Annotated in this window: 27 protein-coding genes and 1 pseudogene; 12 read left to right on the top strand and 16 right to left on the bottom strand. The window is 66.6% G+C overall.

Annotation, left to right across the window (positions count from 1 at the left end):
* The first annotated feature begins 240 nt into the window (after nt 1-240).
* Nucleotides 241-1,356 (top strand): hypothetical protein, encoded by a 1,116-nt coding sequence (locus ACFWUP_RS20980; protein ID WP_379236717.1) that lies wholly within the window; start codon nt 241-243, stop codon nt 1,354-1,356.
* 22 nt (nt 1,357-1,378) lie between these two features.
* On the opposite strand, the gene ACFWUP_RS20975 is transcribed toward ACFWUP_RS20980, so the two are convergent.
* From ACFWUP_RS20975 to ACFWUP_RS20955, 5 genes are all read right to left on the bottom strand, one after another.
* Nucleotides 1,379-1,723 carry a hypothetical protein gene (locus ACFWUP_RS20975; RefSeq protein ID WP_379236715.1) on the bottom strand — a complete coding sequence of 115 codons (345 nt, stop codon included), beginning with the start codon at nt 1,721-1,723 and terminating at the stop codon, nt 1,379-1,381.
* A 51-nt stretch (nt 1,724-1,774) separates the two neighbouring features.
* Nucleotides 1,775-2,737, bottom strand: coding sequence for an SMP-30/gluconolactonase/LRE family protein (locus ACFWUP_RS20970; protein ID WP_379236713.1), 963 nt, complete (start codon nt 2,735-2,737; stop codon nt 1,775-1,777).
* Between the two features lie 111 nt (nt 2,738-2,848).
* Complete coding sequence (locus ACFWUP_RS20965; protein ID WP_379236711.1) at nt 2,849-3,820, bottom strand: patatin family protein; 972 nt, start codon at nt 3,818-3,820, stop codon at nt 2,849-2,851.
* A gap of 207 nt (nt 3,821-4,027) precedes the next feature.
* Complete coding sequence (locus ACFWUP_RS20960) at nt 4,028-5,827, bottom strand: acetyl/propionyl/methylcrotonyl-CoA carboxylase subunit alpha (protein ID WP_379236709.1); 1,800 nt, start codon at nt 5,825-5,827, stop codon at nt 4,028-4,030.
* Between the two features lie 189 nt (nt 5,828-6,016).
* Nucleotides 6,017-6,895, bottom strand: a complete 879-nt coding sequence (locus ACFWUP_RS20955) for a sulfurtransferase (RefSeq protein WP_379236773.1) — start codon at nt 6,893-6,895, stop codon at nt 6,017-6,019.
* 148 nt (nt 6,896-7,043) lie between these two features.
* Here ACFWUP_RS20955 and ACFWUP_RS20950 point away from each other — a divergent pair, with 148 nt between their 5' ends.
* Complete coding sequence (locus ACFWUP_RS20950; protein WP_379236707.1) at nt 7,044-7,808, top strand: helix-turn-helix transcriptional regulator; 765 nt, start codon at nt 7,044-7,046, stop codon at nt 7,806-7,808.
* Here the strand turns inward: ACFWUP_RS20950 and ACFWUP_RS20945 are convergent.
* From ACFWUP_RS20945 to ACFWUP_RS20935, 3 genes are all read right to left on the bottom strand, one after another.
* On the bottom strand, nt 7,734-8,375 hold the full coding sequence (locus ACFWUP_RS20945; RefSeq protein ID WP_379236705.1) for a Maf family protein: 642 nt from the start codon (nt 8,373-8,375) through the stop codon (nt 7,734-7,736). The two genes, ACFWUP_RS20950 and ACFWUP_RS20945, sit on opposite strands and share 75 nt — an antisense overlap.
* Complete coding sequence (locus ACFWUP_RS20940) at nt 8,372-8,701, bottom strand: acyl-CoA carboxylase epsilon subunit (RefSeq protein WP_379236703.1); 330 nt, start codon at nt 8,699-8,701, stop codon at nt 8,372-8,374. Before ACFWUP_RS20940 ends, ACFWUP_RS20945 begins: the two co-directional genes overlap by 4 nt.
* Nucleotides 8,702-8,830: 129 nt before the next feature.
* On the bottom strand, nt 8,831-10,471 hold the full coding sequence (locus ACFWUP_RS20935; RefSeq protein ID WP_379236701.1) for an acyl-CoA carboxylase subunit beta: 1,641 nt from the start codon (nt 10,469-10,471) through the stop codon (nt 8,831-8,833).
* A gap of 123 nt (nt 10,472-10,594) precedes the next feature.
* Here ACFWUP_RS20935 and ACFWUP_RS20930 point away from each other — a divergent pair, with 123 nt between their 5' ends.
* Entirely contained in the window at nt 10,595-11,383 is a 789-nt protein-coding gene (locus ACFWUP_RS20930) for a biotin--[acetyl-CoA-carboxylase] ligase (RefSeq protein WP_379236699.1), read from the top strand.
* A 35-nt stretch (nt 11,384-11,418) separates the two neighbouring features.
* Here ACFWUP_RS20930 and ACFWUP_RS20925 read toward each other — a convergent pair whose 3' ends face one another.
* Entirely contained in the window at nt 11,419-12,387 is a 969-nt protein-coding gene (locus tag ACFWUP_RS20925) for an acyl-ACP desaturase (RefSeq protein WP_379236697.1), read from the bottom strand.
* Nucleotides 12,388-12,515: 128 nt separating this feature from the next.
* Between ACFWUP_RS20925 and ACFWUP_RS20920 the strand changes: the two genes are divergently transcribed.
* The 3 genes from ACFWUP_RS20920 to ACFWUP_RS20910 are packed head-to-tail and all read left to right on the top strand — an operon-like array spanning nt 12,516 to nt 15,088.
* Nucleotides 12,516-13,049 carry a PH domain-containing protein gene (locus tag ACFWUP_RS20920; RefSeq protein ID WP_379236695.1) on the top strand — a complete coding sequence of 178 codons (534 nt, stop codon included), beginning with the start codon at nt 12,516-12,518 and terminating at the stop codon, nt 13,047-13,049.
* Between the two features lie 29 nt (nt 13,050-13,078).
* Complete coding sequence (locus ACFWUP_RS20915) at nt 13,079-13,777, top strand: response regulator transcription factor (RefSeq protein ID WP_056818039.1); 699 nt, start codon at nt 13,079-13,081, stop codon at nt 13,775-13,777.
* A gap of 3 nt (nt 13,778-13,780) precedes the next feature.
* Nucleotides 13,781-15,088 carry a sensor histidine kinase gene (locus ACFWUP_RS20910; RefSeq protein WP_379236693.1) on the top strand — a complete coding sequence of 436 codons (1,308 nt, stop codon included), beginning with the start codon at nt 13,781-13,783 and terminating at the stop codon, nt 15,086-15,088.
* A 15-nt stretch (nt 15,089-15,103) separates the two neighbouring features.
* On the opposite strand, the gene ACFWUP_RS20905 is transcribed toward ACFWUP_RS20910, so the two are convergent.
* Nucleotides 15,104-15,640, bottom strand: a complete 537-nt coding sequence (locus ACFWUP_RS20905) for a GtrA family protein (protein ID WP_379236691.1) — start codon at nt 15,638-15,640, stop codon at nt 15,104-15,106.
* Between the two features lie 39 nt (nt 15,641-15,679).
* Here ACFWUP_RS20905 and ACFWUP_RS20900 point away from each other — a divergent pair, with 39 nt between their 5' ends.
* Both ACFWUP_RS20900 and purE read left to right on the top strand, forming a co-directional pair.
* Nucleotides 15,680-16,903: a 5-(carboxyamino)imidazole ribonucleotide synthase gene (locus ACFWUP_RS20900; RefSeq protein ID WP_379236689.1), complete on the top strand. Its 1,224-nt coding sequence runs from the start codon at nt 15,680-15,682 to the stop codon at nt 16,901-16,903.
* Nucleotides 16,904-17,006: 103 nt separating this feature from the next.
* Nucleotides 17,007-17,513 carry a 5-(carboxyamino)imidazole ribonucleotide mutase gene (gene purE, locus ACFWUP_RS20895; protein WP_379236687.1) on the top strand — a complete coding sequence of 169 codons (507 nt, stop codon included), beginning with the start codon at nt 17,007-17,009 and terminating at the stop codon, nt 17,511-17,513.
* A gap of 46 nt (nt 17,514-17,559) precedes the next feature.
* Here purE and ACFWUP_RS20890 read toward each other — a convergent pair whose 3' ends face one another.
* The 5 genes and pseudogenes from ACFWUP_RS20890 to ACFWUP_RS20870 form a co-directional block, all read right to left on the bottom strand.
* The gene (locus ACFWUP_RS20890; RefSeq protein WP_379236772.1) at nt 17,560-17,871 is read right to left on the bottom strand and encodes a hypothetical protein; all 312 of its coding nucleotides are present in this window, start codon (nt 17,869-17,871) and stop codon (nt 17,560-17,562) included.
* On the bottom strand, nt 17,811-18,083 hold the full coding sequence (locus ACFWUP_RS20885) for a hypothetical protein (RefSeq protein WP_379236685.1): 273 nt from the start codon (nt 18,081-18,083) through the stop codon (nt 17,811-17,813). Before ACFWUP_RS20885 ends, ACFWUP_RS20890 begins: the two co-directional genes overlap by 61 nt.
* Complete coding sequence (locus ACFWUP_RS20880) at nt 18,083-18,541, bottom strand: excisionase family DNA-binding protein (protein WP_379236683.1); 459 nt, start codon at nt 18,539-18,541, stop codon at nt 18,083-18,085. Before ACFWUP_RS20880 ends, ACFWUP_RS20885 begins: the two co-directional genes overlap by 1 nt.
* A gap of 140 nt (nt 18,542-18,681) precedes the next feature.
* A pseudogene (locus ACFWUP_RS20875) lies at nt 18,682-19,368 on the bottom strand (alpha/beta fold hydrolase); the annotation flags it as partial.
* A gap of 13 nt (nt 19,369-19,381) precedes the next feature.
* Nucleotides 19,382-20,314, bottom strand: a complete 933-nt coding sequence (locus ACFWUP_RS20870; protein ID WP_379236681.1) for an alpha/beta fold hydrolase — start codon at nt 20,312-20,314, stop codon at nt 19,382-19,384.
* Between the two features lie 85 nt (nt 20,315-20,399).
* On the opposite strand from ACFWUP_RS20870, the gene ACFWUP_RS20865 reads away from it, so the two are divergent.
* The 4 genes from ACFWUP_RS20865 (at nt 20,400) to ACFWUP_RS20850 (ending at nt 23,931) form a co-directional block, all read left to right on the top strand.
* Nucleotides 20,400-20,975 carry a TetR/AcrR family transcriptional regulator gene (locus ACFWUP_RS20865; RefSeq protein WP_379236679.1) on the top strand — a complete coding sequence of 192 codons (576 nt, stop codon included), beginning with the start codon at nt 20,400-20,402 and terminating at the stop codon, nt 20,973-20,975.
* 35 nt (nt 20,976-21,010) lie between these two features.
* Nucleotides 21,011-21,670 (top strand): TetR family transcriptional regulator, encoded by a 660-nt coding sequence (locus ACFWUP_RS20860; RefSeq protein ID WP_379236677.1) that lies wholly within the window; start codon nt 21,011-21,013, stop codon nt 21,668-21,670.
* Between the two features lie 164 nt (nt 21,671-21,834).
* Nucleotides 21,835-22,992 carry an acyl-CoA dehydrogenase gene (locus ACFWUP_RS20855; RefSeq protein WP_379236675.1) on the top strand — a complete coding sequence of 386 codons (1,158 nt, stop codon included), beginning with the start codon at nt 21,835-21,837 and terminating at the stop codon, nt 22,990-22,992.
* A gap of 312 nt (nt 22,993-23,304) precedes the next feature.
* The gene (locus tag ACFWUP_RS20850) at nt 23,305-23,931 is read left to right on the top strand and encodes a hypothetical protein (RefSeq protein ID WP_379236673.1); all 627 of its coding nucleotides are present in this window, start codon (nt 23,305-23,307) and stop codon (nt 23,929-23,931) included.
* Nucleotide 23,932: 1 nt separating this feature from the next.
* Here the strand turns inward: ACFWUP_RS20850 and ACFWUP_RS20845 are convergent, their stop codons facing one another.
* On the bottom strand, nt 23,933-24,217 hold the full coding sequence (locus ACFWUP_RS20845; RefSeq protein WP_379236671.1) for a GNAT family N-acetyltransferase: 285 nt from the start codon (nt 24,215-24,217) through the stop codon (nt 23,933-23,935).
* Nucleotides 24,218-24,230: the final 13 nt, after the last annotated feature.

Below are 24,230 nucleotides of genomic sequence, written 5' to 3'. Positions count from 1 at the left end.
ACACAGTAAGCCGCTCACGGCCACGGTGTGTCGAACGGCGACGCACCGTGGTTGTGAGCGGCTCGCTGCCCGAATTGCTCGCTTTTAGCTAGTTGGGGTTCTAGGCTTCCGAAGCATGTCATTCGGACGTCACCCGGGGGTGGAACTGTGCTGCGAGTGAGTCAACAGATGCCGCGCATCGGAAAATTTGCCGCTGCCTTGCTGATTGCGGTTACCGCGGGTTGCGCGAACGGCGAAGCGGTGACAGTCGAGACCACAGCAGCACCCCCGCCGACGCCGTCGCCGACCGTCATGCCGCCCCACATGACCGACCTGCTGCCCGGCATGCCCCCGCCGCTCTCACCCACCGATATATACGCCGCCAATCGGGAACTCAGCCCCTCGGTCGCCGATCACCGGCCGCTGGTCTACGTGCCCAACAGCAAGTCCAACACCGTGACAGTGATCGACCAGAACACCTTCCAGGTCGTCGACACGTTCTCCTCCGGCGGCTCCGAGCCCCAACATGTGGTGCCGTCCTACGACATGCAGATGCTCTACGCCACCAACGACCTACCGATCGGCGGCGGCAGCCTGCTGCCCATCGACCCGCGCACGGGAGCGCCTGCGGGACCGGCCTTTCCGGTCCGCGACCCCTATAACATGTACTACACACCCGACGGAAAATTCGCGCTCGTCGTCGCCGAGGCGGACAAGTCCCTGGACTTCTACGATCCGGTGACCTGGCAGAAATTGCACGCGCTCGCGGTCCCGGAGTGCGCAGGCGTCGACCACATGGACTTCACCGCTGACGGACGCTTCGCCCTGGCCAGTTGCGAATTCATCGGGCGCATGGCGGTTTTCGATGTCGCGCAACGCACGCTGATCAAGATGATCGACCTGCCGGGCGGGCGCGGTGGGATGCCGCAGGACGTGAAACTCTCCCCCGACGGTCACGTGTTCTTCGTCGCCGACATGATGGCCGACGGTATCTACACCTTCGACGCGCACACCTTCGCCAACACCGGCTTCATCCCCACCGGCAAAGGCGCACACGGGCTTTACATCACCCGCGACTCCAAGCAGATGATCATCACCAACCGGCACGAAGGCAGCATCTCGGTCTGGGATTTCGCCGCGAACGGGTTGGTACACAAGTGGTTCATCCCCGGCGGCGGCAGCCCCGACATGGGCAACATCACCGCCGACGGCAAGGTGTTCTGGGTGTCGGGGCGGCACAACAACGAGGTGTACGCGGTCGACATCGTCAACTGGAATCTGTTGGCGCGCATCCCCGTTGACCACGGCCCGCACGGATTGACAGTGTGGCCTCAACCCGGTCGATACTCCACCGGGCACACCGGGGTGATGCGGTAGGGAGCGCGTCGAAACGGGCGGCTCAGGCCGGTACCGGCGTCAATCCCAGTGCGCCCGCGACGAATCGGTGAACCGAGGCAAGTCCGGCGGCCAACGCCTCGTCTTCGCCGGGACGAGCCCACCCCGTGACGGTCGCGGTGTCGTCGGCGCCCGGCGTCACCCCGATCTCGGCGACCATTTCGGCCGTCGTCGGCACACAGACCGCCCAGGAGAAATGCGACTCATCCGCCCACTGCGCCGACCGCGTGGCCACGTACTCGGGATCGGTGATGCCGCCAGCCGCCAGCGCGGGACGATCATCGATGCGCTCGTCGGCACGCAGCGCGCGCAGATACCAGGATCCTGCGTTGATCTCGATCGGTTCCACGCCAGCAGCCTAGTCGCCCGGATCGTCGCGGCCGACCGCGCAACGGCGCTGTCAGGCCGGAGTCAGATCGACGCCGCTCGGCGGACGCAGACGATACAGCGACCCGGTCGACGCGGTGACGTACAGTGCGAGCCGGTCGCCGTCGGGAGCGATGCGCACCGAGGTCGGGCCGGGCGGGATGTTCACCGTGTACATGCCGGTGCTGAGATCACAGGTCTTCCCCGAGGCCGGGTCGTACCGTGAAACCTTGCCGGAGAAATTGACGGCGACGTAGATCTGGTCGGTTGCGGTTGCCTGGAGGTCGTCGGGGGCCTCGATGATCGCGCCGAAGCCGCCGGGCAAGGTCGTGTATTCGCCGGGAGCATCGAGGGGGACGCGGTAGAAACTGCCGGTCGTCGAGTTGCTCACATACACGGCGGTGCGGTCGGGGGTCAGTGACAGACCGTTGGAGCTGGGCACGGGCGCCCAATTCGGCGTGTAGGTCCCCGTCGCCGGGCTGTATCGAGAGACCCCGGTGCCGGGGCCGACGACGACAGCCCAGCTGAACAGCAGGTCGCCGTCGGGGAGCAGGAGCAGGCCGTTGGGGGCGGTGAGGCCGTCGACCAGCACCTCGACCGTGCCGGTGGTGAGGTCGAGCCGGTTGAGCGCGCCGGTCGGCAGATTCAGCAGGTTGGCTTCTGGGCTGTCGCCGGAGATGAAGTACAGCGTGTCGCCGACCAGTCGTATGCCCGCAGGCGAGTCGATCCCGGACGCGACAGTGGTCACCCTGCGCTCGGCGTCGACGTGGTAGATCACGCCGCGCTCGAGGCCTGCCAGATAGAACCCACCCGCACCATCGGGTTCGAGGTTCTCCAGGACGCCGAGGCCGGAGACAACCTCCGACGACTCCCACCCGTCGCCGCAGGTGGTCGGCGGCTGGGCCGAGACCGGCGCGAGGGTGATCATGGGTAGCGCCGCGAGGGCGGCAACCAAGATCGACCGCACTGACAAGTTCCCGCGAACTCGCTTGTTCATGATTGAAACGCTATGTCGCGCAACGTGTATCAAACAATGCTCAGATGGCACACACAAAAGCGCAGGCGCCGCGTCGGCATCCCAGTTCGTGAACTCCGGGTAAGGAATCGGTCAGGCCGTGCGAAGAGTGCCGCCGCCGAGGACCGAGTGGACCGCTGTGCGGCCGATGTCGAGGGCGCGGGTGAGCAGGTCGGTGTCGCGGGCCGCGCTGTCGATCGCGGGGGAACCGGCGGGCGGGTGAACCTGCAGAACCTGATCGCCGAGACCGGCCAGGTAGCTGTCTTCCATCGCCTGCTGACCCGGCCGCTTGGTCCAGGCACGGAAGGCACCGGGCGCGATGGCACGCATGTAGCCGCCGCCGACCACGCGGTGCAACAGCGAAGCGGGCGGGCGGAATTCGTCGGTGCGGCGGGTGCGCAGAACCAGCGCGTGGGTGATGCCCGCGGTCACGGCGGTGCGAATCGGGACGGTTTCGGTGAGGCCGCCGTCGAAGTAACTGCCGCCGCCGAGGGTGACCGGCGGTCCTGCCAGCAGGGGAAGGCCCGCCGAGGCCCGCAGCGCCGTCATCAGGGACTGTTTATCGGTGATGTAGGGCCCGAGGTCCACCGACTCCCCGGTGCGGATGTCGGTCGCGATCGGGTGAAAAGTGGTGGGGTTGGCCAGGATAGCGGGAAAATCCATCGGCTCGATGCCGTCGTACACGCGATTCACGAGATAGTGCAGATCGAAGACCGGTCGGCCGCGCAGGATGCGCACCGGGTCGACCACGCGGCGCATGATCGCCGGATCGGTCCACGAGCGCATCCCGGTCGCCGCGCGCCCGCACAGCAACCAGGCGCCGTTGATCGCCCCGGCCGACGTCCCATACACGGCGTCGAACACCTTCGCCAGACCCAGTTCCTCGAGCGCCTGGACCATGCCGCTGGAGTACACCCCGCGACTGCCACCGCCCTCGATCACCAGCGCGAGGCGATTGCCGTCAGCGCGATGACCGGCGTCGCGGCGGCCCTGGATGACCTCGGCCACCGTCGCCGAACCGGGCGTAACGAGCGGGTCCGGATCGGTGTTCGCAGTGGTGGTCACCCGATAACGATAAACCTGAAAGCAAAAGACCCGCTGCCTGAGGCAGCGGGTCTTCAGTCTCCGTTCACTCACGTACCAACTGATCTCGGTGGTACATGGGTAACTCACCGGGCACGTCCAGCCCGCAACCATAGACCTTTCAGGCGGCCCGGTCGCTAACGAGCTCGGGCCACACGACCGGCAAAAGTCGCGGGGAGGCGGGGGAGCCTACTTGATCTCCGCCAGGACGGTGCCCTGGGTGATCGCGGCACCGGCCGCGACCGACAGCCCGGTGACGACACCGGCCTTGTGCGCGTTGACCGGGTTCTCCATCTTCATGGCCTCGAGCACCACGATCAGATCGCCCGCCTCGACGGCCTGGCCCTCTTCGACCGCGACCTTCACGACAGTGCCCTGCATCGGCGCGGTGACCGCGTCACCGGAGGCCGCACCGGCACCGGCGCCACCACGCTTGCGCGCCTTCGGCTTCTTGCGGATCACACCGTTACCGGCAGAACCGGCCGCACCGCCGCCGAGGGTGAACTGACCGGGCAGCGACACCTCGACGCGACGCCCACCGACCTCGACGACAACCTTCTGCCGGGGCAGATCGTCGTCATCGTCGTCGGCAGCGCCCGCAGCCGTGTACGGCTCGACGGTGTTGTTCCACTCGTTCTCGATCCACTTGGTGTAGACGTCGAACTTCTCGCCGTCACCGATGAACGCCGGATCCTCGATGACCGCACGGTGGAACGGGATGACCGTCGCCAGGCCCTCGACGTCGAACTCGGCGAGCGCGCGGCGCGCACGCTGCAGCGCCTGCTCACGGTTCTCGCCGGTGACGATCAGCTTGGCCAGCATCGAGTCGAACTGACCGCCGATGACACTGCCCTGCACCACACCGGAGTCGACGCGCACACCGGGACCCGAGGGCTCGCGGTAGACGGTGACCGGGCCGGGCGCGGGCAGGAAGCCGCGACCGGCGTCCTCACCGTTGATCCGGAACTCGAACGAGTGCCCACGCGGAGTGGGATCTTCCTTGATGGTCAGCTCGTCGCCGTTGGCGATCGCGAACTGCTGACGCACCAGGTCGATACCCGCGGTCTCCTCGGTGACCGGGTGCTCCACCTGCAGGCGGGTGTTCACCTCGAGGAACGACACGGTCTCGCCCTGCACCAGGTACTCCACGGTGCCCGCACCGTAGTAGCCCGCCTCGCGGCAGATGCGCTTGGCCGAATCGTGGATGGCGGCGCGGACGCTGTCGGACAGGAACGGCGCGGGCGCCTCCTCGACCAGCTTCTGGAAGCGACGCTGCAGCGAGCAGTCGCGGGTACCGGCGACAACGACGTTGCCGTGCTGGTCGGCGATGACCTGGGCCTCGACGTGACGGGCCTTGTCCAGGTACTGCTCGACGAAGCACTCGCCGCGACCGAAGGCGGCGATGGCCTCACGGGTCGCCGACTCGAACAGCTCGGGGATCTCCTCGATGGTGTGGGCGACCTTCATGCCGCGCCCACCGCCACCGAAAGCGGCCTTGATGGCCACGGGAACGCCGTATTCCTTGGCGAACGCGACGACCTCGTCGGCGTTCTTGACCGGGTCCTTGGTACCGGCGGCCATCGGCGCCTTCGCCTTCTCGGCGATGTGGCGCGCGGTGACCTTGTCACCGAGGTCGCGGATGGACTGCGGCGAAGGGCCGATCCAGATCAGCCCGGCGTCGATCACGGCCTGGGCGAAGTCGGCGTTCTCGGAGAGGAAACCGTAACCGGGGTGGATCGCGTCGGCGCCGGACTTGGCCGCGGCGTCGAGGATCTTGTCGAACACGAGGTACGACTCGGCAGAGGTCTGACCGCCGAGGGCGAACGCCTCGTCGGCGAGCTTCACGAAGGGAGCGTCGGCATCGGGCTCTGCGTACACCGCGACGCTGGTGATTCCCGCGTCCTTGGCAGCCCGGATCACGCGAACCGCGATCTCGCCGCGGTTAGCTACGAGTACCTTCGTGATCCGTGCGCTGGCATGGCTGGGCACTGAGCCTCCTGTTGTGCAATCTTTGGTCGCGTCGGGGAACGGGTCGCCGGTTAGGCCCCGTGCCCGGTATCGACAACTTTCGTCTCGGGCGAGTGTAGGCAGTGTGCCAACCCTGCTCGAACTCGGCTAGCCCTACTGTGCAGTAGGTCGCAGGTCACACTACGCGGCGTCGGGTGATGTGAACATGTTTCAAATGATCTGATTCGCGGCACCGGGTTCGGTGCCGGTGACTATCGGCACGCGCACCGAGTTGCCCCATTCGATCCACGATCCGTCGTAATTACGTACCGACCTGCGGCCGAGCAGAAATGTCAGGACGAACCAGGTGTGGCTGGAACGCTCGCCTACCCGGCTGTACACGACCAGGTCCTCGGCGGGCAGCGCGCCGTAGACCTCGTCCAGATCGGCGCGCGAGCGGAAACGGCCGTCGTTGGTGGCGGCCGCGGTCCACGGGATGTTCAGCGCGGTGGGCACGTGGCCGCCGCGCAGGGCCGCGTACTCCTGAGCGAGTTCCTCACCCGAGTACTCCCGCGCCGAACGCACATCGACCAAGGGCTTGCCGAGCCTACCGAGCACCGCCTCGCGGAACGCGCGCGCGGTCGAGTCGTCGCGCACGACCTCGGGATAGTCGCTGGGCGTGGGGACGGGCTGGTCGAAAGTGGTATCGCGTTCCTCGGAGATCCAGGCGTCGCGGCCGCCGTCGAGCAGGCGCACGTCCTCGTGCCCGAACAGCGTGAAGATCCAGGCGGTGTGCGCGGCTTGGGCATTGCCGCGATCGCCATAGATCACCACGGTGTCGTCGCGCTCGATACCCTTGGCGCGCATCAGTTCGGTGAAGCGCTTGCCGTCGACATAATCGCGGGTCACCGGGTCGCTCAGATCGCCACGCCAGTCGATCTTGACCGCGCCCGGGACATGGCCGATGTCGTAGAGCAGGATGTCATCGTTGGACTCAATGATTCGTAAACCACGCACGCCGATGTTTGCGGACAGCCATTCTGTGGTTACCAATCGTTGCGGGACTGCGTAGGAACCGAAGGCGGGGTGCGGATCCGGGGCGACGGGCACGGTGTGGTCCTTCACGCGAGTTGGGTGGGTGCGAACACTGTGTGGTCGCTCCCGATGGTAAGTGTGTGGTGGCACATCACGAATCGACACAATGGGCGAATAAAGCGCACGGATGTCCGATAAAGTCTCTGGAGAGGAGGGGTGAGCTATGTCCGATTCTTGGCCGCGACGGCGACTGCTCGCGATCCTACGTGGCGCCACCGAGCCCCTCGATGCCCAGGAACTGGCCCGCATCACCGGACAGCACGTCACCACCGTCCGATTCCACCTCGATGTCCTCACCCGCGAATCGCTCGTTCGCCAGTTCCAGCAACCGCCGCGCGGCCGCGGACGCCCACGCATCGGCTATCGCGCGGTGCAGCGCTCGGTGGGGTACCAGGAACTCGCGCAGGTGCTCGCCGACCATCTCGGCCCCGATCCGATCGCCCGATCCGCCGCCGCCATGGCCGCGGGCCGCGCGTGGGGTGCGCGGATGGACATCGGCGCCCAGCCGGTGGAAACCCTCGCCGATGCCAGAGACATCACTATGTCGTTGATGTCGGAACTCGGGTTCGCGCCCGAGAAGGAACCGGCCGGTGAGACGCCGGAGCACGTCCAGATCAACCTCACCGCCTGCCCGCTGCGCGAACTCGCCCGCTCACACGCCGAAGTGGTGTGCGGAGTGCACATGGGGCTCATGCGGGAGGTGCTCGAACGCAACGGTGCTCGTGGCCGGGTGGACGTGCAGCTGCATCCGTTCGTCGAACCCGAACTGTGCACAGCTCGCCTGGATCTGACCATGACCGCGCCCGATCGGACCCCGGCCAAGGAGCCGGGGGAGCAGCACGTGATCGCGCCGTCAGTCCCTCGGGTCCCGCCACAGCTGCGTGACACCGACGCCGACGTCTTCGAGCAGTCGGCGCAACAGCGGTAGACCGATCCCGATGACGCTGGACGGGTCGCCCTCGATCCGGTCGACGAACCAGCCGCCGAGGCCGTCCAACGTGAACGCGCCCGCGACCTTCAACGGCTCGCCCGAGGCGATATAGGTATCCAGCTCGTCCGGCGTCGGCTTCGCGAAATGCACGGTGGTACTGCTGCATTCGGCCGATTCGGCGACGATCGCACCGTCGCGTAACCGCAGCACGCAGTGCCCGGTGATCAGGTCCGCGCTGCGGCCCGCCATTGTGGCCCAGCGCTCCCGCGCCACCTCTGGGGTGTGCGGTTTGCCTTGCAACTGCCCGTCGACGAGCAGCATCGAATCGCAGCCGACGACGACACAGTCATCGCTGAGTTCGGGAATCGACGCGGCGACGTCGGCCGCCTTGGCGCGAGCCAGGGCGACGACGACATCATGCGAGGAGGTGCCGACGGGCAGTGCCGCCGACACCGCGTCCTCGTCCACGCCCGAGACCCGCACCACGGGATCGATGCCCGCGGTGCGCAGAATCCCGAGTCGTGCGGGTGACGCCGATGCCAGAACGAGTCTGGTCGAGGTCAACGCAGGTGCGACAGCATCGGGTACACGTACGGCGAGAACGGGTTCGTGCCCCGATGCATCAACGTCTGCGCACCCCAGGCGTCGGCCGGTCCGTTGGAGCCACCGGCGGGCGCGTTGGCGGCCGCCGCGCTCAGGACGGCGACCAGTGCCGCGATGTCCTGATCGGTGGGCGAACCCTTGAGAATGCGGAACAGCGGCTCGCCCGCGGCGTCGACGGGGGCCTCGACCACCGCGTCCACCGTCAGTTGCGCCTCTTCGACGAGTGGTTCGACGACGAGCTCGAGCTCGGCGACTGTCAACACGTCTTCTTCTGCCACAGTTGTCACAGTGCCAGATCCTTCCTGCACTTACGTCGCTTCACAGCGCGGTTGCCGCGATCATTCCCGGTGTCACCGCGCCGATCAATAGTTGCTTCCCACAATCAGTGTGCGCGGGTCTTCGGGAATATCGCGTTTTCAGAGCGGAATGTTGCCGTGTTTCTTCGGCGGCAAGGTCACCATCTTCCGCTCGAGCAGCCGCAGCGCCGACACGATCTGGCCACGCGTGTGCGAGGGCGGGATGACCGCGTCGACGTAGCCGCGCTCGGCGGCGACGTAGGGGTTCACCAGAGTGTCCTCGTACTCGTTCTGCAGCTCGAGGCGCAGGGCATCGACATCGTCACCGTTGCGGGCGGCCTCGGCCAGCTGCTTGCGGTAGACGAATCCGACGGCGCCCGAGGCGCCCATCACGGCGATCTGCGCGGTCGGCCACGCCAGGTTCACATCGGCGCCCATGTGCTTGGAACCCATGACGTCGTAGGCGCCGCCATAGGCCTTGCGAGTGATGATGGTGATCTTTCCCACAGTGGCCTCACCGTAGGCGTAGAGCAGCTTCGCGCCACGGCGGATGATGCCGTTGTATTCCTGGCCGGTGCCGGGCAGGAAGCCGGGCACGTCGACCAGGGTGATGATCGGGACGTTGAAGGCGTCGCAGGTGCGCACGAAGCGCGCGGCCTTCTCCGAGGCGTCGATGTCGAGGCAGCCTGCGAACTGGGTCGGCTGGTTGGCGACGATGCCGACGCTGCGCCCGTCCACGCGACCGAAGCCGCAGATGATGTTCATCGCGCGCTCGGCCTGGACCTCGAGGAACTCGTCGTCGTCGAGCAGACGGCGAATGACCTCGTGCATGTCATAGGGCTGGTTCGGCGAGTCCGGGATGATCGTGTCGAGCTCGATGTCCTCGGCGGTGAGGGCGTCTTCGATCGCACCGTCGATCGGGTCGGTGGGCGCGTGGCGCGGCGACTCGGCGCGGTTGTTGCTCGGCAGGTAGCTGAGCAGGTCCTTGACGTAGTCGAGGGCGTCCTGCTCGCCGGAGGCCACGTAGTGGGCCACGCCGGACTTCACCATGTGGGTGTGCGCGCCGCCGAGGTCCTCCATCGAGACCTCTTCACCGGTGACGGTCTTGATCACGTCGGGCCCGGTGACGAACATCTGCGAGGTCTGATCGACCATCACCACGAAGTCGGTGAGCGCGGGGGAGTACACGTGACCACCCGCGGCGGCGCCCATGATCAGCGAGATCTGCGGGATCACGCCGGAGGCCTGCACGTTGCGGTGGAAGATCTCGCCGTAGAGCCCGAGGGAGACGACGCCTTCCTGGATCCGCGCGCCCGCGCCTTCGTTGATGCCGACCAGCGGACGGCCGGTCTTGATCGCCAGGTCCATGACCTTGACGATCTTCTCGCCGTAGACCTCGCCGAGGGAGCCACCGAACACGGTGACGTCCTGGGAGAAGATGCAGACGTCGCGGCCGTCGATGGTGCCGTAGCCGGTGACGACGCCGTCGCCGAGCGGGCGGTTGCTCTCCAGGCCGAAGTTCACGCTGCGGTGCTTGGCGAGGGCATCGAGTTCGACGAAGGAGCCTTCGTCGACCAGGGCCAGGATGCGCTCACGCGCGGTCATCTTGCCCTTGGCGTGCACCTTGTCGACCGCGGTCTCACCCATCGGTTGTTGCGCTTCTTCCAGCCGATTCCGCAGATCAGCCAGCTTCCCGGCGGTGGTGTGGATATCGGGGGTGCCCGCCGATTCCGATGCGGGCTGCTGCTGGACACTCGTCATGGGTTGCGAGTGTAACGAGTGACACCGTTACGCACTACGGCAGTCTCGCTTACCGGTCAGTAGAGAAACCCCAGCTAGGTATGGTCGTGACCATTAACAGAACACTCCAGTAACCTCCCGAGAATGAACCGGGCACCCTTGGATGTTCAGCGTCTGCGCAGCTCGACGGGAGTGTCGTTCTTCGACCGGATAGATGTGGTCGAGTCGACCGGATCTACCAACGCCGATCTCGTCGCCCGCGCTGCCGACCCCGCCGTCGACCGTCAAGCCTTGCTCGCCGAGGAACAGGTGAGCGGTCGCGGTCGGCATGCCCGCGCCTGGGTGAGTCCGCCCCGCGCGCAGATCTCGCTGTCGATGCTGGTGCGCCTGCCCGGCATCGATCCCACCGCGCTCGGTTGGTTGCCGTTGCTCACCGGCATCGCCGTGATCGACGCGCTGCGTGGCACGGCCGGGGTCTCCCCGGAACTGAAGTGGCCCAACGATGTGCTGCTCGACGGCCGCAAGCTGGCGGGCATTCTGGCCGAGGTCGCCCAGACCGGGATCGCGCCCGCTGTGGTGGTGGGCATCGGTATGAACGTCGACCTCGACGAGTCGGAACTGCCTGTCGCCCATGCGACTTCGCTGTCACTGGCCGGAGCTTCCACCATCGACCGCACCGCCCTGGTCGCGGCGATCCTCACCGAATTCGCCCGCCGCTTCACCGCGTGGGAGCGGTCGGGCTGGGACACCACCGATCTGGTGGCCGAATACCGCGAGCGGTGCGCCACCATCGGGATCGAGGTGCGCGCCGAACTGCCCGGCGGGACGGTGCTCACCGGGCTGGCGTCCGGCGTCGACGACACCGGACGGCTGCTCATCGGCGAGCGGGCGGTGTCCGCGGGCGACGTCTCCCACCTGCGCGGACAGTACTGAGGACGGGCCCGTCTCGGACCCGTCCCCGGCGCAGATCAGCGTGCGGCCGCACCCGCGGTCGCACGCTCGGCCACCTCGCGCTCGCGCGCCAGCAGCCGATCGCGCTGTTCCTCGAAGCGCAGCACGTCCTTCTCCAGCTTGTCGATGAACAGGGCGAGCTCATCGCGCGCCGCTTCGCCACGCGCACCGAAGTCATTGCGCTCGAAGATGTTCCACTGCTTGAGCACCGGTCGCACCACCTCGTCGAGGTGCTGGCGCAGGTCGTAGATGCCGTGCTTGGCCATCAGTACGCCGTTGCGCCGCCAGTTGGGCATGCCCGCGCCCGGCATCTGGAAGTTGGTGAGCACCTTGGTGATCGCGGGCATCGCCTGATCGGGGGCGAGGTCGAGCGCCGCCGCGCACAGGTTGCGGTAGAAGATCATGTGCAGGTTCTCGTCGGTGGCCACGCGCGCCAGCATCTTGTCGGCGACGGCGTCGTCACACACGCGTCCGGTGTTGCGGTGGCTCACCCGGGTGGCCAACTCCTGGAATGTCACATACGCGACGTTGACCAGGAATCCACCCCAGTTCGCCGGCGCGTGCGCACCCTGGGTCATGTGGACCATCCGCGCTTCTTCGAGGGCCACCGGGTCGACGCCGCGGGTCACCACGAGGTAGTCGCGGATCACGATGCCGTGGCGGTTCTCCTCGGCGGTCCAGCGGCCGACCCAGGTTCCCCACGCGCCGTCGAGGGAGAAGTTCTCGGCGATCTCGCGGTGGTAGGACGGGAGATTGTCCTCGGTGAGCAGATTGGTGATCATCGCCGCCTTGGCGACATCGGTGAGCCTCGATTGCGAAGGCTCCCAATCGGTTCCGCCCATCGCGGCGAAATTGCGGCCTTCCTCCCACGGCACGTAATCGTGCGGATTCCAGTCCTTGGCGATGGAAAGGTGCCGGTTGAGGTTCTGTTCGGCCACAGGTTCGAGGGCCGTGAGGATTTCGAGCTGAGTCAGATCTTTGGTCACGCGTGCCTCCACTGTCGGTGTCGAGCAAGCAGATATGGGCAAAACCTGGCATCTAGCGTGTAATCCACAGTATCGCCTCGGTCGTGGCATCGAGAAATGCGGTGTGCCATCGCGGTACTGTTCGGGGCATGGGTTACCCGGAGGATGTCCTCGCGCCCGACGAGCAGTTGATCCTGCACCGCCACCCGCATTGGAAAATGCTGGTGTGGCCCATCGTCTTTCTCATCGCGGTCACCGCGCTCGCCGGCTTCCTCGGCGGGCTGGCCTACCGCAACACCACCGGCAGCGTGCGTACGGTGCTGCTGCTGCTGATCGGTCTGATCTGGGCGGGGCTGATCGCCTGGCGGGTCGTCGCGCGGGTGATCGCCTGGAAGTCCACGCATTTCATCGTCACCGGGCGACGGGTGCTGGTGCGTCAGGGCGTGCTCACCCACACCGGCATCGACATCCCGCTCAGCCGCATCTCCAGTGTGCAGTTCCGCCACGGACTCTGGGACCGCGTGCTCGGCACCGGCACGTTGATCATCGGATCCTCCTCGGAGGAGCCGCTCGAATACGATGACGTGCCGCAGGTGCAGCAGGTCCACTCGCTGCTCTACCACCAGGTGTTCGAGGCGGGCCGTTCCGCCAACGAACAGCACTGGGGCGGCGGCTACCGGTGACCCTGGCCGGAAACCTCTAACCTGTGCAGATGACCGCAGTACTGCTGGCTGAAGACGACGAGGCGATCGCCGCACCCCTCTCGCGCGCACTGGGGCGTGAGGGCTACACCGTCACCGTCGAACGCTTCGGCCCCGCGGTGTTGCGCCGCGCCCTCGAGGGCAACCACGACCTGCTCATCCTCGACCTCGGCCTGCCCGGCATGGACGGGCTCGAAGTGTGTCGCCAGGTGCGCGCGAGCGGCGCTGATCTGGCCGTGCTCATGCTCACCGCCCGCACCGACGAGGTCGACTTCGTCGTCGGCCTCGACGCGGGCGCCGACGACTACGTCGGCAAACCGTTCCGGCTGGCCGAACTCCTCGCCCGCGTGCGAGCCCTGTTGCGGCGCAGCGGAATCGGTGACGACGCGGTGGAGGTCGGCGCGATCCGGCTCGAACCCGCCGCGCGCCGCGTGCTGGTGAACGGCGCCGAGGTGAACCTGGCCAACAAGGAGTACGAGCTGCTCAAAGTGCTCATCGACCGGGCCGGTCAGGTGGTGGCGCGCGAGACCATCCTGCGCGAAGTCTGGGGCGACGCGGATCTGCGCGGTTCCAAGACCCTCGACATGCACATGTCCTGGTTGCGTCGCAAGATCGGCGACGAGGGCCCGATGGCGGAGCGCCGGATCGTCACCGTGCGCGGTGTCGGGTTCCGGCTCAACACCGACGGACCCACCTCGCACCGAGGCTGACGGGTGCGCCGCCGCATCCTGCGTTCGATCCTCACCGTGTTGACCATCACCACGGTGGTGCTCGGCGTGCCGCTGATCTACACCGCCTGGCTGTGGGTCGAGGACATCACCCGCAACGACCTACAGAGTCGCCTCGAACGGATCTCGACCGAGGTGATCGCCCAGGAAGGCGACGACGGCACCGTCCCCAACGGTCTCGACGTGCGGGCCATGAGCGCGCTGGTCCCGGAGGGCGGCAAGCTCACGATCGTCTACCCGGCCCCACACGACAATGCCGCGCGCACCGATATCGGCGCAGACGAGGTCACCGACCCGCTGGTCGAATCGCTGTCGATGGGCACCTCCGGTTCGCTGCGACTCGAGGTGCCTGCCGGGCCGATGCATTCGCGCCAGGAGCAGGCGGTGGCCGCGGTGGCATTGGCCGTGCTCGCCTCGCTCGGTGCGGCCTTCTCGGTCGCCGTGGTGACCGCGCGCCGCGTCGCCGACCCCTTGCGCGATGTGGCCGCCAGGGCCGCCCGGCTGGCGATGGGCGACTTCCGACCCGATCCGCGCCGCCACGGCATCGCCGAACTCGACCGGGTCTCCGACGTCCTCGATTCGGCGACGGTGGAGATCGCGGGCCGCCTGCAACGCGAGCACGCGCTGGTAGCCGACGTTTCCCACCAGCTACGCAGCCGCCTGACCGCCGTTCGCCTACGCCTGGACGAGTTGTCCACCCACGCCGATCCCGAGGTGGTGCACGAGGCAGAGGAGGCGATGGCGCAGGTCGACCGACTCACCGAGGCCATCGACGACCTGGTCCGCGCCTCCCGCGACGAAGACGCCACCGACCGCGATCCGCTCCCGGTGATGGCGGAACTGCGCGGTGTGGTCACCGAGTGGACCCACCCGTTCCACGAGGCCGGGCGTGAACTGCTCCTGCTCGGCGACGAATCCCTACAGGCCCCGATCAGCGGTTCGCGACTGCGTGAAGCGGTCGCGGTGCTGGTCGACAATGCCCTGATGCACGGCGGCGGCACCTGCACGGTCTCGGTTCGCACGGTTCCGACGATGAGTTCGCGCGACCCGCTGATCTGTGTGGAGGTCTCCGACGAGGGGGAGGGGGTGCGCGATGAGCTGGCACCGCACATCTTCGATCGGGGGTTCTCGGCGGGCGGGTCGACCGGTGTCGGTCTCGCGCTGGCCCGCGCCCTGGTGGAGGCCGATGGTGGTCGGCTCGAACTGCAACGTCGGCGGCCTGCCCTGTTCGCGGTGTTCCTCGGCTCCAAACCCAACCGCCCGCAGAACGCGACGTTGACCGAGCCGCGCTGAGTCAGCTGCGGTGGCTCAGCTGCGGTGGCCCTCTTCGACCAGGTCCTCGAAGTCCTCGACGATCTCGTCCATCTCGTCGGGGAACACCCAGCGCCGCATCGCCCAGAACCGGAACGCCATCTGCAGCAGGTTGCCGATGATGAACGCGCTGAAGAAGTCGGCCAGGTTCTCGACCAGGAAGCTCACATGCGGCTGCCGCAGATCGAGCACGTAGATCGAGATCCAGAGCGGGATATTGGCCAGGACCACCCCGACCCCGCTCACCCCGAAGAACAGCAGCGCCTCGTGATGCTTTTCCCGCCCGCCCCGGTTCTTGAACGACCATTCCCGGTTGAGAACGTAGGACGCGATCACCGCGACCACGCCGGAGATGATCTTGGCGGTGATCGGCTTCTCCGAAAGGATCGTCCATTTCAGGAGGTAGAACAGGCCGCTGTCGATGACGAACGTGGTCGCTCCGACAATGGCGAACTTGATCAGCTCTTTATGCTTGATCGCAGTCGCACGCATGCGCGGGGGTAGGACGTTGACCACGTCGTCGACGATTGACACGAGTTCTGAGTGTACCGGTCGCAAACATTCGCTTTCGACATGACAACATTGTCCGACGTGAGTGCACGTTCATTCGATCCGTCAGCCATGCCCACCGTCACGATGGTCGGTGGGGGCCAGCTCGCGCGCATGACGCACCAGGCCGCGATCGCCCTCGGCCAGCGTCTACGGGTGCTCGCCGAGCGGCCCGACGACCCGGCCGCCCAGGTCACCCCCGATGTCGTGTTCGGCAGCCACGACGACCTGTCGGCGCTGCGCAAGGCCGCCCACGGCTCGCACGCGCTGACCTTCGACCACGAGCATGTGCCGACCGAGCACCTCGAGGTGCTGGCCGCCGAGGGTGTGAACGTGGCCCCGCCGCCGCAGGCGCTGATCTTCGCCCAGGACAAGCTGGCCATGCGCAACAAGCTGTCCGCGCTGGGTCTGCCGGTTCCGGCGTTCGTCGAGGTCACCGCTGTCGCCGACGCCGTCGCCTTCGGTGACGAGCACGGCTGGCCGTTCGTGTTGAAGGCGGTGCGCGGCGGTTACGACGGTCGCGGCGTGTGGATGCCCGCGGATGCCGCCGAGGCCACTCAGCTCGTGACCGACCAGCTCGCGCACGGGGTGCAGTTGCTGGCCGAGTCGAAGGTCTCGCTGAAGCGTGAGCTGTCGGCGATGGTCGCGCGTTCGCCCTTCGGACAGGCCGCGACCTGGCCCGTGGTGGAGACCGTGCAGCGCAACGGCCAGTGCGCCGTCGTGATCGCCCCCGCCCAGGACCTCGACGAGGACGTGGCCGCCCGCGCCGAGACCATGGCGCTGGAACTGGCCGCGGGTCTCGGTGTGGTGGGTGTCATGGCCGTCGAGTTGTTCGAAACCAACGACGGCGAACTCCTGGTGAACGAGCTCGCGATGCGCCCGCACAACTCGGGCCACTGGGGCATGGACGGTGCCCGCACCGGCCAGTTCGAACAGCACCTGCGCGCGGTCCTGGACTACCCGCTCGGCGACACCAGCCCCCTCGCCCCGGTGACCGTGATGTCGAACATTCTCGGTGCCGCCGAGGCCCCCGAGATGTCGATGGACGAACGCCTGCACCACCTGTTCGCCCGCCTGCCCGAAGCCAAGGTCCACCTCTACGGCAAGGGCGAGCGCCCCGACCGCAAGATCGGCCACATCAACATCCTCGGCGACGACGTCGTCACGGTCCGCGAAAAGGCCGAGCGTGCGGCCCACTGGATGTCGCACGCCGTCTGGACCGACGGCTGGGACCCGCACGGAGAGTGAGATCCCTTCGCCCGCAACAGGTTTCGAGCGGGCGCCCAGTAGAGCCCCTCGGGTGCGAAACTGCCGCGTCACCCGTCACACCCGACAACCCTAAGGAACTCACGTGAGCACCAACGGACCTCAGGTCGGCCTCATCATGGGCAGCGACTCCGACTGGCCGACCATGGAAGCCGCCGCAGAAGCCCTCGCCGAATTCGGCATCCGCTTCGAGGTCGGCGTCGTCTCCGCCCACCGCACCCCCCAGCGCATGCTCGACTACGCCCGCGAAGCAGCAGACCGCGGCCTCAAAGTCATCATCGCCGGCGCAGGCGGCGCCGCCCACCTCCCCGGCATGGTCGCCTCCGCCACCCCCCTCCCCGTAATCGGCGTCCCCGTCCCCCTCAAATACCTCGACGGCATGGACTCCCTCCTCTCCATCGTCCAAATGCCCGCAGGCGTCCCCGTAGCCACCGTCTCCATCGGCGGCGCCCGCAACGCAGGCCTCCTCGCCACCCGAATCCTCGCCACCACCGACGAATCCCTCCGCACCCGCATGGAACAGTTCCAGGCCGGCCTCGAACAAATGGTCCTCGCCAAAGACGAAGCTCTCCGCAACAGACTCCTGGGCTGAGATTATGTCGCCCCGTCGCGAGCCGACGAGCGGGGCGCATCAGAAGTCAAGCACCACGACGTCCTTCACGTAGAGCTGCCACGGCCTCGACCAACCCTGCGCGTTCGAGTTCGTCGAGCACGTCCTCGGCAGTCTCTGGCGGATTTCGTCTGGAATACGCGATCTCCTGGACGCAGCCCCAGACAACTCGATCGTCGAGGTCGATGAGGTCCAGCAAGAAATCATCCGGACTCTTCGCTGCGATGTTCCAGCCCGCGATGTACTCGTCGGGAAAGTCTTTCAGGTTGGACGTCACGATTATCTGAGCGCCTGCTCTGATCGCGGCGGCAAGTACATGGCGGTCGTCAGGATCCGGCAGTCGGGAACCGCAGTGATGATCATCTGCCGCAATTGTGCGATCTTCTCGGCAGCGATGTCGGGCCGCTTGGCGGCGAGGCTACCCAGCGCCTCGTCGAGGATCCGGTCCGTCCATTGGGCCCGGACAACTTTTGCGCGAGCCAAGCGGATGAATAGATCGCGAACTGCGTTGCCATACAGGACATTCGCGTCATAGACCACGATGAATGCCATCAGAGGTTGAGTTCCTGCCCAAGGCGGGTCAACTCATCTGCGGCCGCGCGGCTGGTGGCCTCGCTGCGCTGGGCGTACACCTTGAGGTCATCGAATCGGACCCGGCGGTGCCTGCCGACGAGGCGATAGGGGATCTCGTCGTTCTCCAGCAGTCCCACCAGATACGGCCGCGAGACGTTCAACATGTCGGCGGCCTGCTGCGTGGTCATCTCCGCATGTGAGGGGACCACCGAAACGCCGCGGCCCTCTGCCGCCTGCGCCAAGATGAACGCCAGCAGGCTGACAGCTTCCCGCGGCAGTGCCAGCGCCTCGTCACTACCGATCTCTCCGGTGACCGGAATGATCTCCTCGTCCGGGTGGCGCATGAGGTAGTCCTTGATCCGCCGCATCGCTCGGTCGGCGACGGCCGCATCGATCGCACCGGGTTCGGTGCGTTTGGCCGATTGGATCCCTGACATCGTTGCCTCCTTCTCGGTAAGCCGTGACGTTCCGACACCGACTGAACAGCTATTCGCAGTGTACGAAATATTCGAAGCAAGCGAAACTTATCCGGCTGGATCAGTCGAGGAAAATCCCGCGGGATGACGGCGACGGCTTCCGGCACCTCCACGTGTGGGGAATGGCCTGCGTTTTCGATGATGGCGGTGCGTGCGCCTGCGGCGGAGTAGCGCGCGATCGACGGTGCACAGGCGTACATCTGTTCTCGGCGGCCGTGTATTGCCATTAGGGGCACGTCGAGGCGTTGATCCGTGCGTCGAGTGGGTCGGCGGCCAGCTCCCGCGCGCGGTCGACGAGTGCGAACCTGCCTATCGACGGGGTGAAGGCGCGGAAGTCGCGCACGGCAATTTCGGCGAAGCCGGGTATCGAATCGAACCGGAACCCCGGGGCGAATCCCTGTTTCGAACCTGGTCTGATGGCGAATGCGGGCGCTCGTTGAGCGGCCGTAGCCAAATCGATGGGGATGTCGGGTGCTGAAAGAATGTGCCACCGCGGAGATTTCGGCGATTCCGAGGTGATCGAGCACCTCGGTGACCATCGCGACCTGGTCCATGCGCCCGAGCCGTTCCCGCCCGCCGGTTGCGCCGTGTCCACGCAGGTCGATTCGCACAATGCGATAGGTGTCGCACAGCAGCGCGGTGAGCTGGGCGAACCATTCCAGCGAACACGGTGAGCCGTGGATGAGGAGCAACGGCGGACTCTTCGATGGTCCATCCAGTCGCACGCGCACCGGCCCGTGCTGCAGGTCAAGGATCCGATCGGTCGATTCGTCGACCGTGAAGCTCATGGTGACAGTCCTTTCACGGTGTCAGGAACTCGACGAGGGTGGTGACGACCGCGTCGGGCCGGTCGACCTGGACGAAATGGGAGGTGCGGTCGACGCGCACCATTCGCGCGGACGGCAGGCGCTCTGTGAGCGCGTCGGCCACCCGCGGCGACACGATCGGGTCGGGTTCGGTGCCGTAGACGGCGAGCAGCGGTACCGGGAAACTGGCCAGGTCGGCGAGCCTGCGTCCGAGGGCGGCGAGGTCGGCGGGGCGAAGACCGTCGCGCAGGTGTCGGACGAAGGCCCGCGAGCCTGCGGAGCTCGCCAGCGCCGATCCGTACTCGCCCGCCTCTTCCAGCGACTTCACTGGCTCGTCGAAATAATGCGTTCGATGGTGCGCCCATCGGTACGGCTGTCGTCGGATGTACGCCGCGAGTCCGGCTGCGACACCGGGCACCGCCAGCACGGCGGCGAGCGCGCGGTGCTTGACCTCCGGCAACAGTGGCGAATGCAGGACCACTACCTTCCGAAACGAGTCGGTGGCGTCCAGCGCGCGATGCATCACGGGCAAACCGCCGAGCGAATTTCCCACCACCGCACAGCCTTTGATACCCAGCGCATCCTGGAACTCGCCCAGCCAATCACCGATCTCGGCGCAACGATACGTCGCATCCGGGGGAGCTTCGCTGCCGCCGCAACCGGGCAGATCGACCGCCACGACCCGAAAGTGTTCGGCGAGTTCGGATATCACGTATCGCCATGAGTAGGACGTGGTCATCAGCCCGTGGACGAGCAGCAAGGGCGGCCCGGTTCCGCTGGTGCGGTAGCGGATTCGAATCCGCCCGTACCTGGCAGAGTCCATCGGCAGGTCCATCGCGGGTAGCTGGAAGAACGAATGTGAACGAGCGGGCCGGGCGGGCAGATCCCGAAAGCGCGCTTGGCGAAAGGGGGTGGGCTGGACGGCCATCGAAGGTTCCGATCCTCTGCTATCGTTCGTTCGAACGAACGAGACAACGATAGCGCGATTCGAGTCGCCGAGGGAAGCGAGACCCATGTCACAATCGGAGCCCACCCGGGACCGCATCATCCGAGCGGTCGTGCGAATCATGGGAACCGACGGCGCGGCAGCGGTCACCAATCGGCGGATCGCCACCGAGGCAGGCATCTCGTTGGGCACGCTCACCTATCATTTCGCCACCCAGCGTGACCTGGTCGAAGCCGGCATGGCAGCCTTCGTCGCCGACGAAACCGTCAAGTTCACCCAGCTCGCCGACCGCGCCGCCGCAGGCGAGCTCGACCTCGCCAAGGCCGGTGAAATCCTCGGCGGCATCGTCACCGACACAGGCTTCGGCGGCGACCACATCGCATGGTTCGAACTCTTCGTACAGGCCGCCAGACACCCGGCCCTACATTCCGCGACCGCCGAATTCTTCGACACCTACGACCGCCTCGCGGTGTCGATCCTGCGCGCCCTCGGTGTCGCCGATGCCGAATCGGCGGCCCCACTGGCAGTCGCGACGTTGGTCGGCCTCCAGCTTCGTCGTCTCGCGGGCGGTGGGTCGCCCGACCAGGTCGTCGCGGGCATGACAGAACTGGTCGCCGGCTTCGCAGGGCGGCCGACTGCCTGATCCGCGCCGAAGACCGGTGACTACGGTTGACCCCCGTGGCACATGATGACGCGGCGCAGTTTCGGCTTACGGTGGTTGATCAGGCGTTGCGGTTGTTCGCCGAGCGGGGGTACGAGGCGACGACGGTGGATGAGATCGCGGTGGCGGCGGGGATTTCCCGGCGGACGTTCTTTCGGCAGTTCCGGTCGAAAGAGGATGTGATCTTCGCTGATCACGAGTTCCAGCTCGCTTCGGCGCAGGAGTTCCTCGAAGGGGTCGAGGGTGATCCGTGGGAGGCGATCTGTGAGGCCGTGATCGGCGTGTTCGAGCGGTTCACGCAGTGGCGCGATATCGCGGCACGGCGGTATCAGGTGGTGCGGCGGGTGCCTGCGTTGCGTGAGCGCGAGATCGTGACGGTGTTCCGGTACGAGCGGTTGTTCACCGAGTTCCTGCGCGGCCGACTGCCGGAGGTGCCCGACCTCGCGCGGGTGCAGTACACGGCCGCTGTCACCGCGACGCACAACTATCTGCTGCGCCGAATGGTGCGCGGTGAGTCGGGTGCCACGGTGGCCGATCTGCGCACCGAGCTGGACATGATCCCGCGTGGCAGGCGGGCCCACGTCGAGCCCGAGGACATGGTGCTCGCGGTGTTCCCGCGCGACATGCCGCCGCGCAAGGTGGCCGATCTACTCACCGCTCGCCTCGGTAACCTGTGAGTGCCGCTCATGCTGCCGAGCGCGGTGACACTGAGTGCCACCCGCATATCCGCATGTAGCGCTAGAGTGTCGCGCGTATAATCCTCACTAGATTGGCACTGCGTGCCGACGCACCACGCGCTGTGACCGCAGCGATCACGACCACGACCAGGAGTGTGCCCCCGATGGCCGGTAACCCCGATTTCGACCTGTTCAAGCTCGAGGACTTCCACGACGAGCTGCGCGGCGCCATTCGCGGCCTCGCCGAGAAGGAAATCGCTCCCTACGCCAAGGACGTCGACGGCAACTCCCGCTTCCCGGAGGAGGCGCTCACCGCGCTCAACGCCGCGGGCTTCAACGCCGTGCACGTGCCCGAGGCCTACGGCGGCCAGGGTGCCGACTCGGTCGCCACTTGTATCGTGATCGAGGAAGTCGCCCGCGTCTGTGGCTCCTCCTCGCTGATCCCCGCCGTGAACAAGCTCGGCACCATGGGCCTGATCCTCAACGGTTCCGAAGAGCTCAAGACCAAGGTCCTGGCCGACATCGTCAACGGCGAGATGGCCTCCTACGCGCTGTCCGAGCGTGAGGCCGGCTCCGACGCCGCCGCCATGCGCACCCGCGCCAAGGCCGACGGCGACGACTGGATCCTCAACGGCTCCAAGTGCTGGATCACCAACGGCGGCAAGTCTTCCTGGTACACCGTGATGGCCGTGACCGACGCCGACAAGGGCGCCAACGGCATCTCCTCGTTCATGGTCCACAAGGACGACGAGGGCTTCGTGGTGGGCCCGCTCGAGCACAAGCTGGGCATCAAGGGTTCGCCCACCGCCGAGCTCTACTTCGAGAACTGCCGCATCCCCGGCGACCGCATCGTCGGCGAGCCCGGCACCGGTTTCAAGACCGCCCTGCAGACCCTCGACCACACCCGCCCCACCATCGGCGCGCAGGCCGTCGGCCTGGCCCAGGGTGCGCTCGACGCCGCGATCGCCTACACCAAGGATCGCAAGCAGTTCGGCAAGACCATCGCCAGCTTCCAGAACACCGAGTTCATGCTGGCCGACATGGCGATGAAGATCGAGGCCGCCCGCCTGATGGTCTACACCTCCGCGGCCCGCGCCGAGCGCGGCGAGAAGAACCTCGGCTTCATCTCCGCCGCCGCCAAGTGCTTCGCCTCCGACGTGGCCATGGAGGTCACCACCAACGCCGTCCAGCTCTTCGGCGGCGCCGGCTACACCACCGACTTCCCGGTCGAGCGCATGATGCGCGACGCCAAGATCACCCAGATCTACGAAGGCACCAACCAGATCCAGCGCCTGGTCATGGCCCGCAACATCCTGCGCTGATCCCCACCGCACCACGCGTTTTCGCGGTCCCTCGAAGTCTTCTTCGAGGGACCGCCCCCGTTCTCGGGTCGAACCGTGCGTCGGCCTTCCGGGCCGGGCGAAACTTGTGCCCGGCGAAACTGGGCTGCTGACGTCGATATTTCGGGAATCTTTGGTAGATGGCATGACTCGGCGCGAGGGGCCGGAATTGGAGGGCGGGGGCCACTAGCGTGATCGGCCGAGTGGCTCGGAGATGCTGGGCCGTGAGGTGGTTCGAGGATGACGTTGGTCTCTGCGGTGCGGCGTGGTTGGGGTGCGGTGGTGCTGGTTGGGGTGGTGCTCGCCGGTGCGGGGTGTGCGCAGGAGCGGCCTGCGATTGTCGCGTTGAAGTCGTTGCCGCGGCTGGTGGAGTATCCGGCGGGGTATGAGATGCCGAGTAAGCCGGAGAGTATTTCCGCGGATCAGCCGGGCACGGCGGTGCCGCTCACGTTCACCGATGACAGTTGTCGGTCGCTGATCGAGAATCCGGTGGGGGCCGGGGCGAAAGAGTCGGTTACCTCCGGGACCAACCCGGCTGTTTTCCTCGTGCAGATCGTCGAGTCCGATCTGGCGGTGGCCGAGTTGACCACGCTCGCGCAGCGGTGCGCCGATGTCGAGGCGCGCACCGGGACCGGCAATACGTTGCGCATGAAGGTGACTGCCATAGATCCGCCGAAAACCGTTGCCGCGGAGAGTGTTGCGATTCGAACGGCGGGAACTCAGGAGACGCGTGTCGGCGACGCGCCTCCGAAGCAGACCCAGATCGGCCAGCAGCGCTACGTCGCCCGCGTCGGCAAATACGTCGTCTCGGCGCTGGCGATCCTGCCGCCGATGCCCGAGGAGGGTTTGGCTGCCGAAATCGGCGTGTTGGGCAACGTCTTTCAGATCGCAGTCGACCGACTGACGCAGGAGACCCGCTGAATTACGGGACGAGTCCGGCGTATTCGGGGTTCTCGGCGATGTACTTCTCGACGTACCAGCAGGTGGGGATGACCTGGTAGCCGTGTTCGCGGGAGTCGTCGAGGCCGTATTTCACGACCTCGGCCGCCACGCCGCGGCCCCGGAATTCGGGGAAGGTCATGGTGTGGTGGAAGTCGCGGACCTTGGGGTCTTCACGTTCGGCGTAGTCGGCGTATCCCGCGAGGACGTCGTCGTGGTAGATCTCGTAGCGGGTGTCGTCGACGTTGTGCTCGAGCCTGGTGGTCATATCCACCGATGCT

The organism is Nocardia sp. NPDC058658 (assembly GCF_042716665.1).
In the GTDB taxonomy this organism is placed as follows: Bacteria; Actinomycetota; Actinomycetes; order Mycobacteriales; family Mycobacteriaceae; genus Nocardia.
This window is presented reverse-complemented; position numbering and strand designations above follow the sequence as displayed.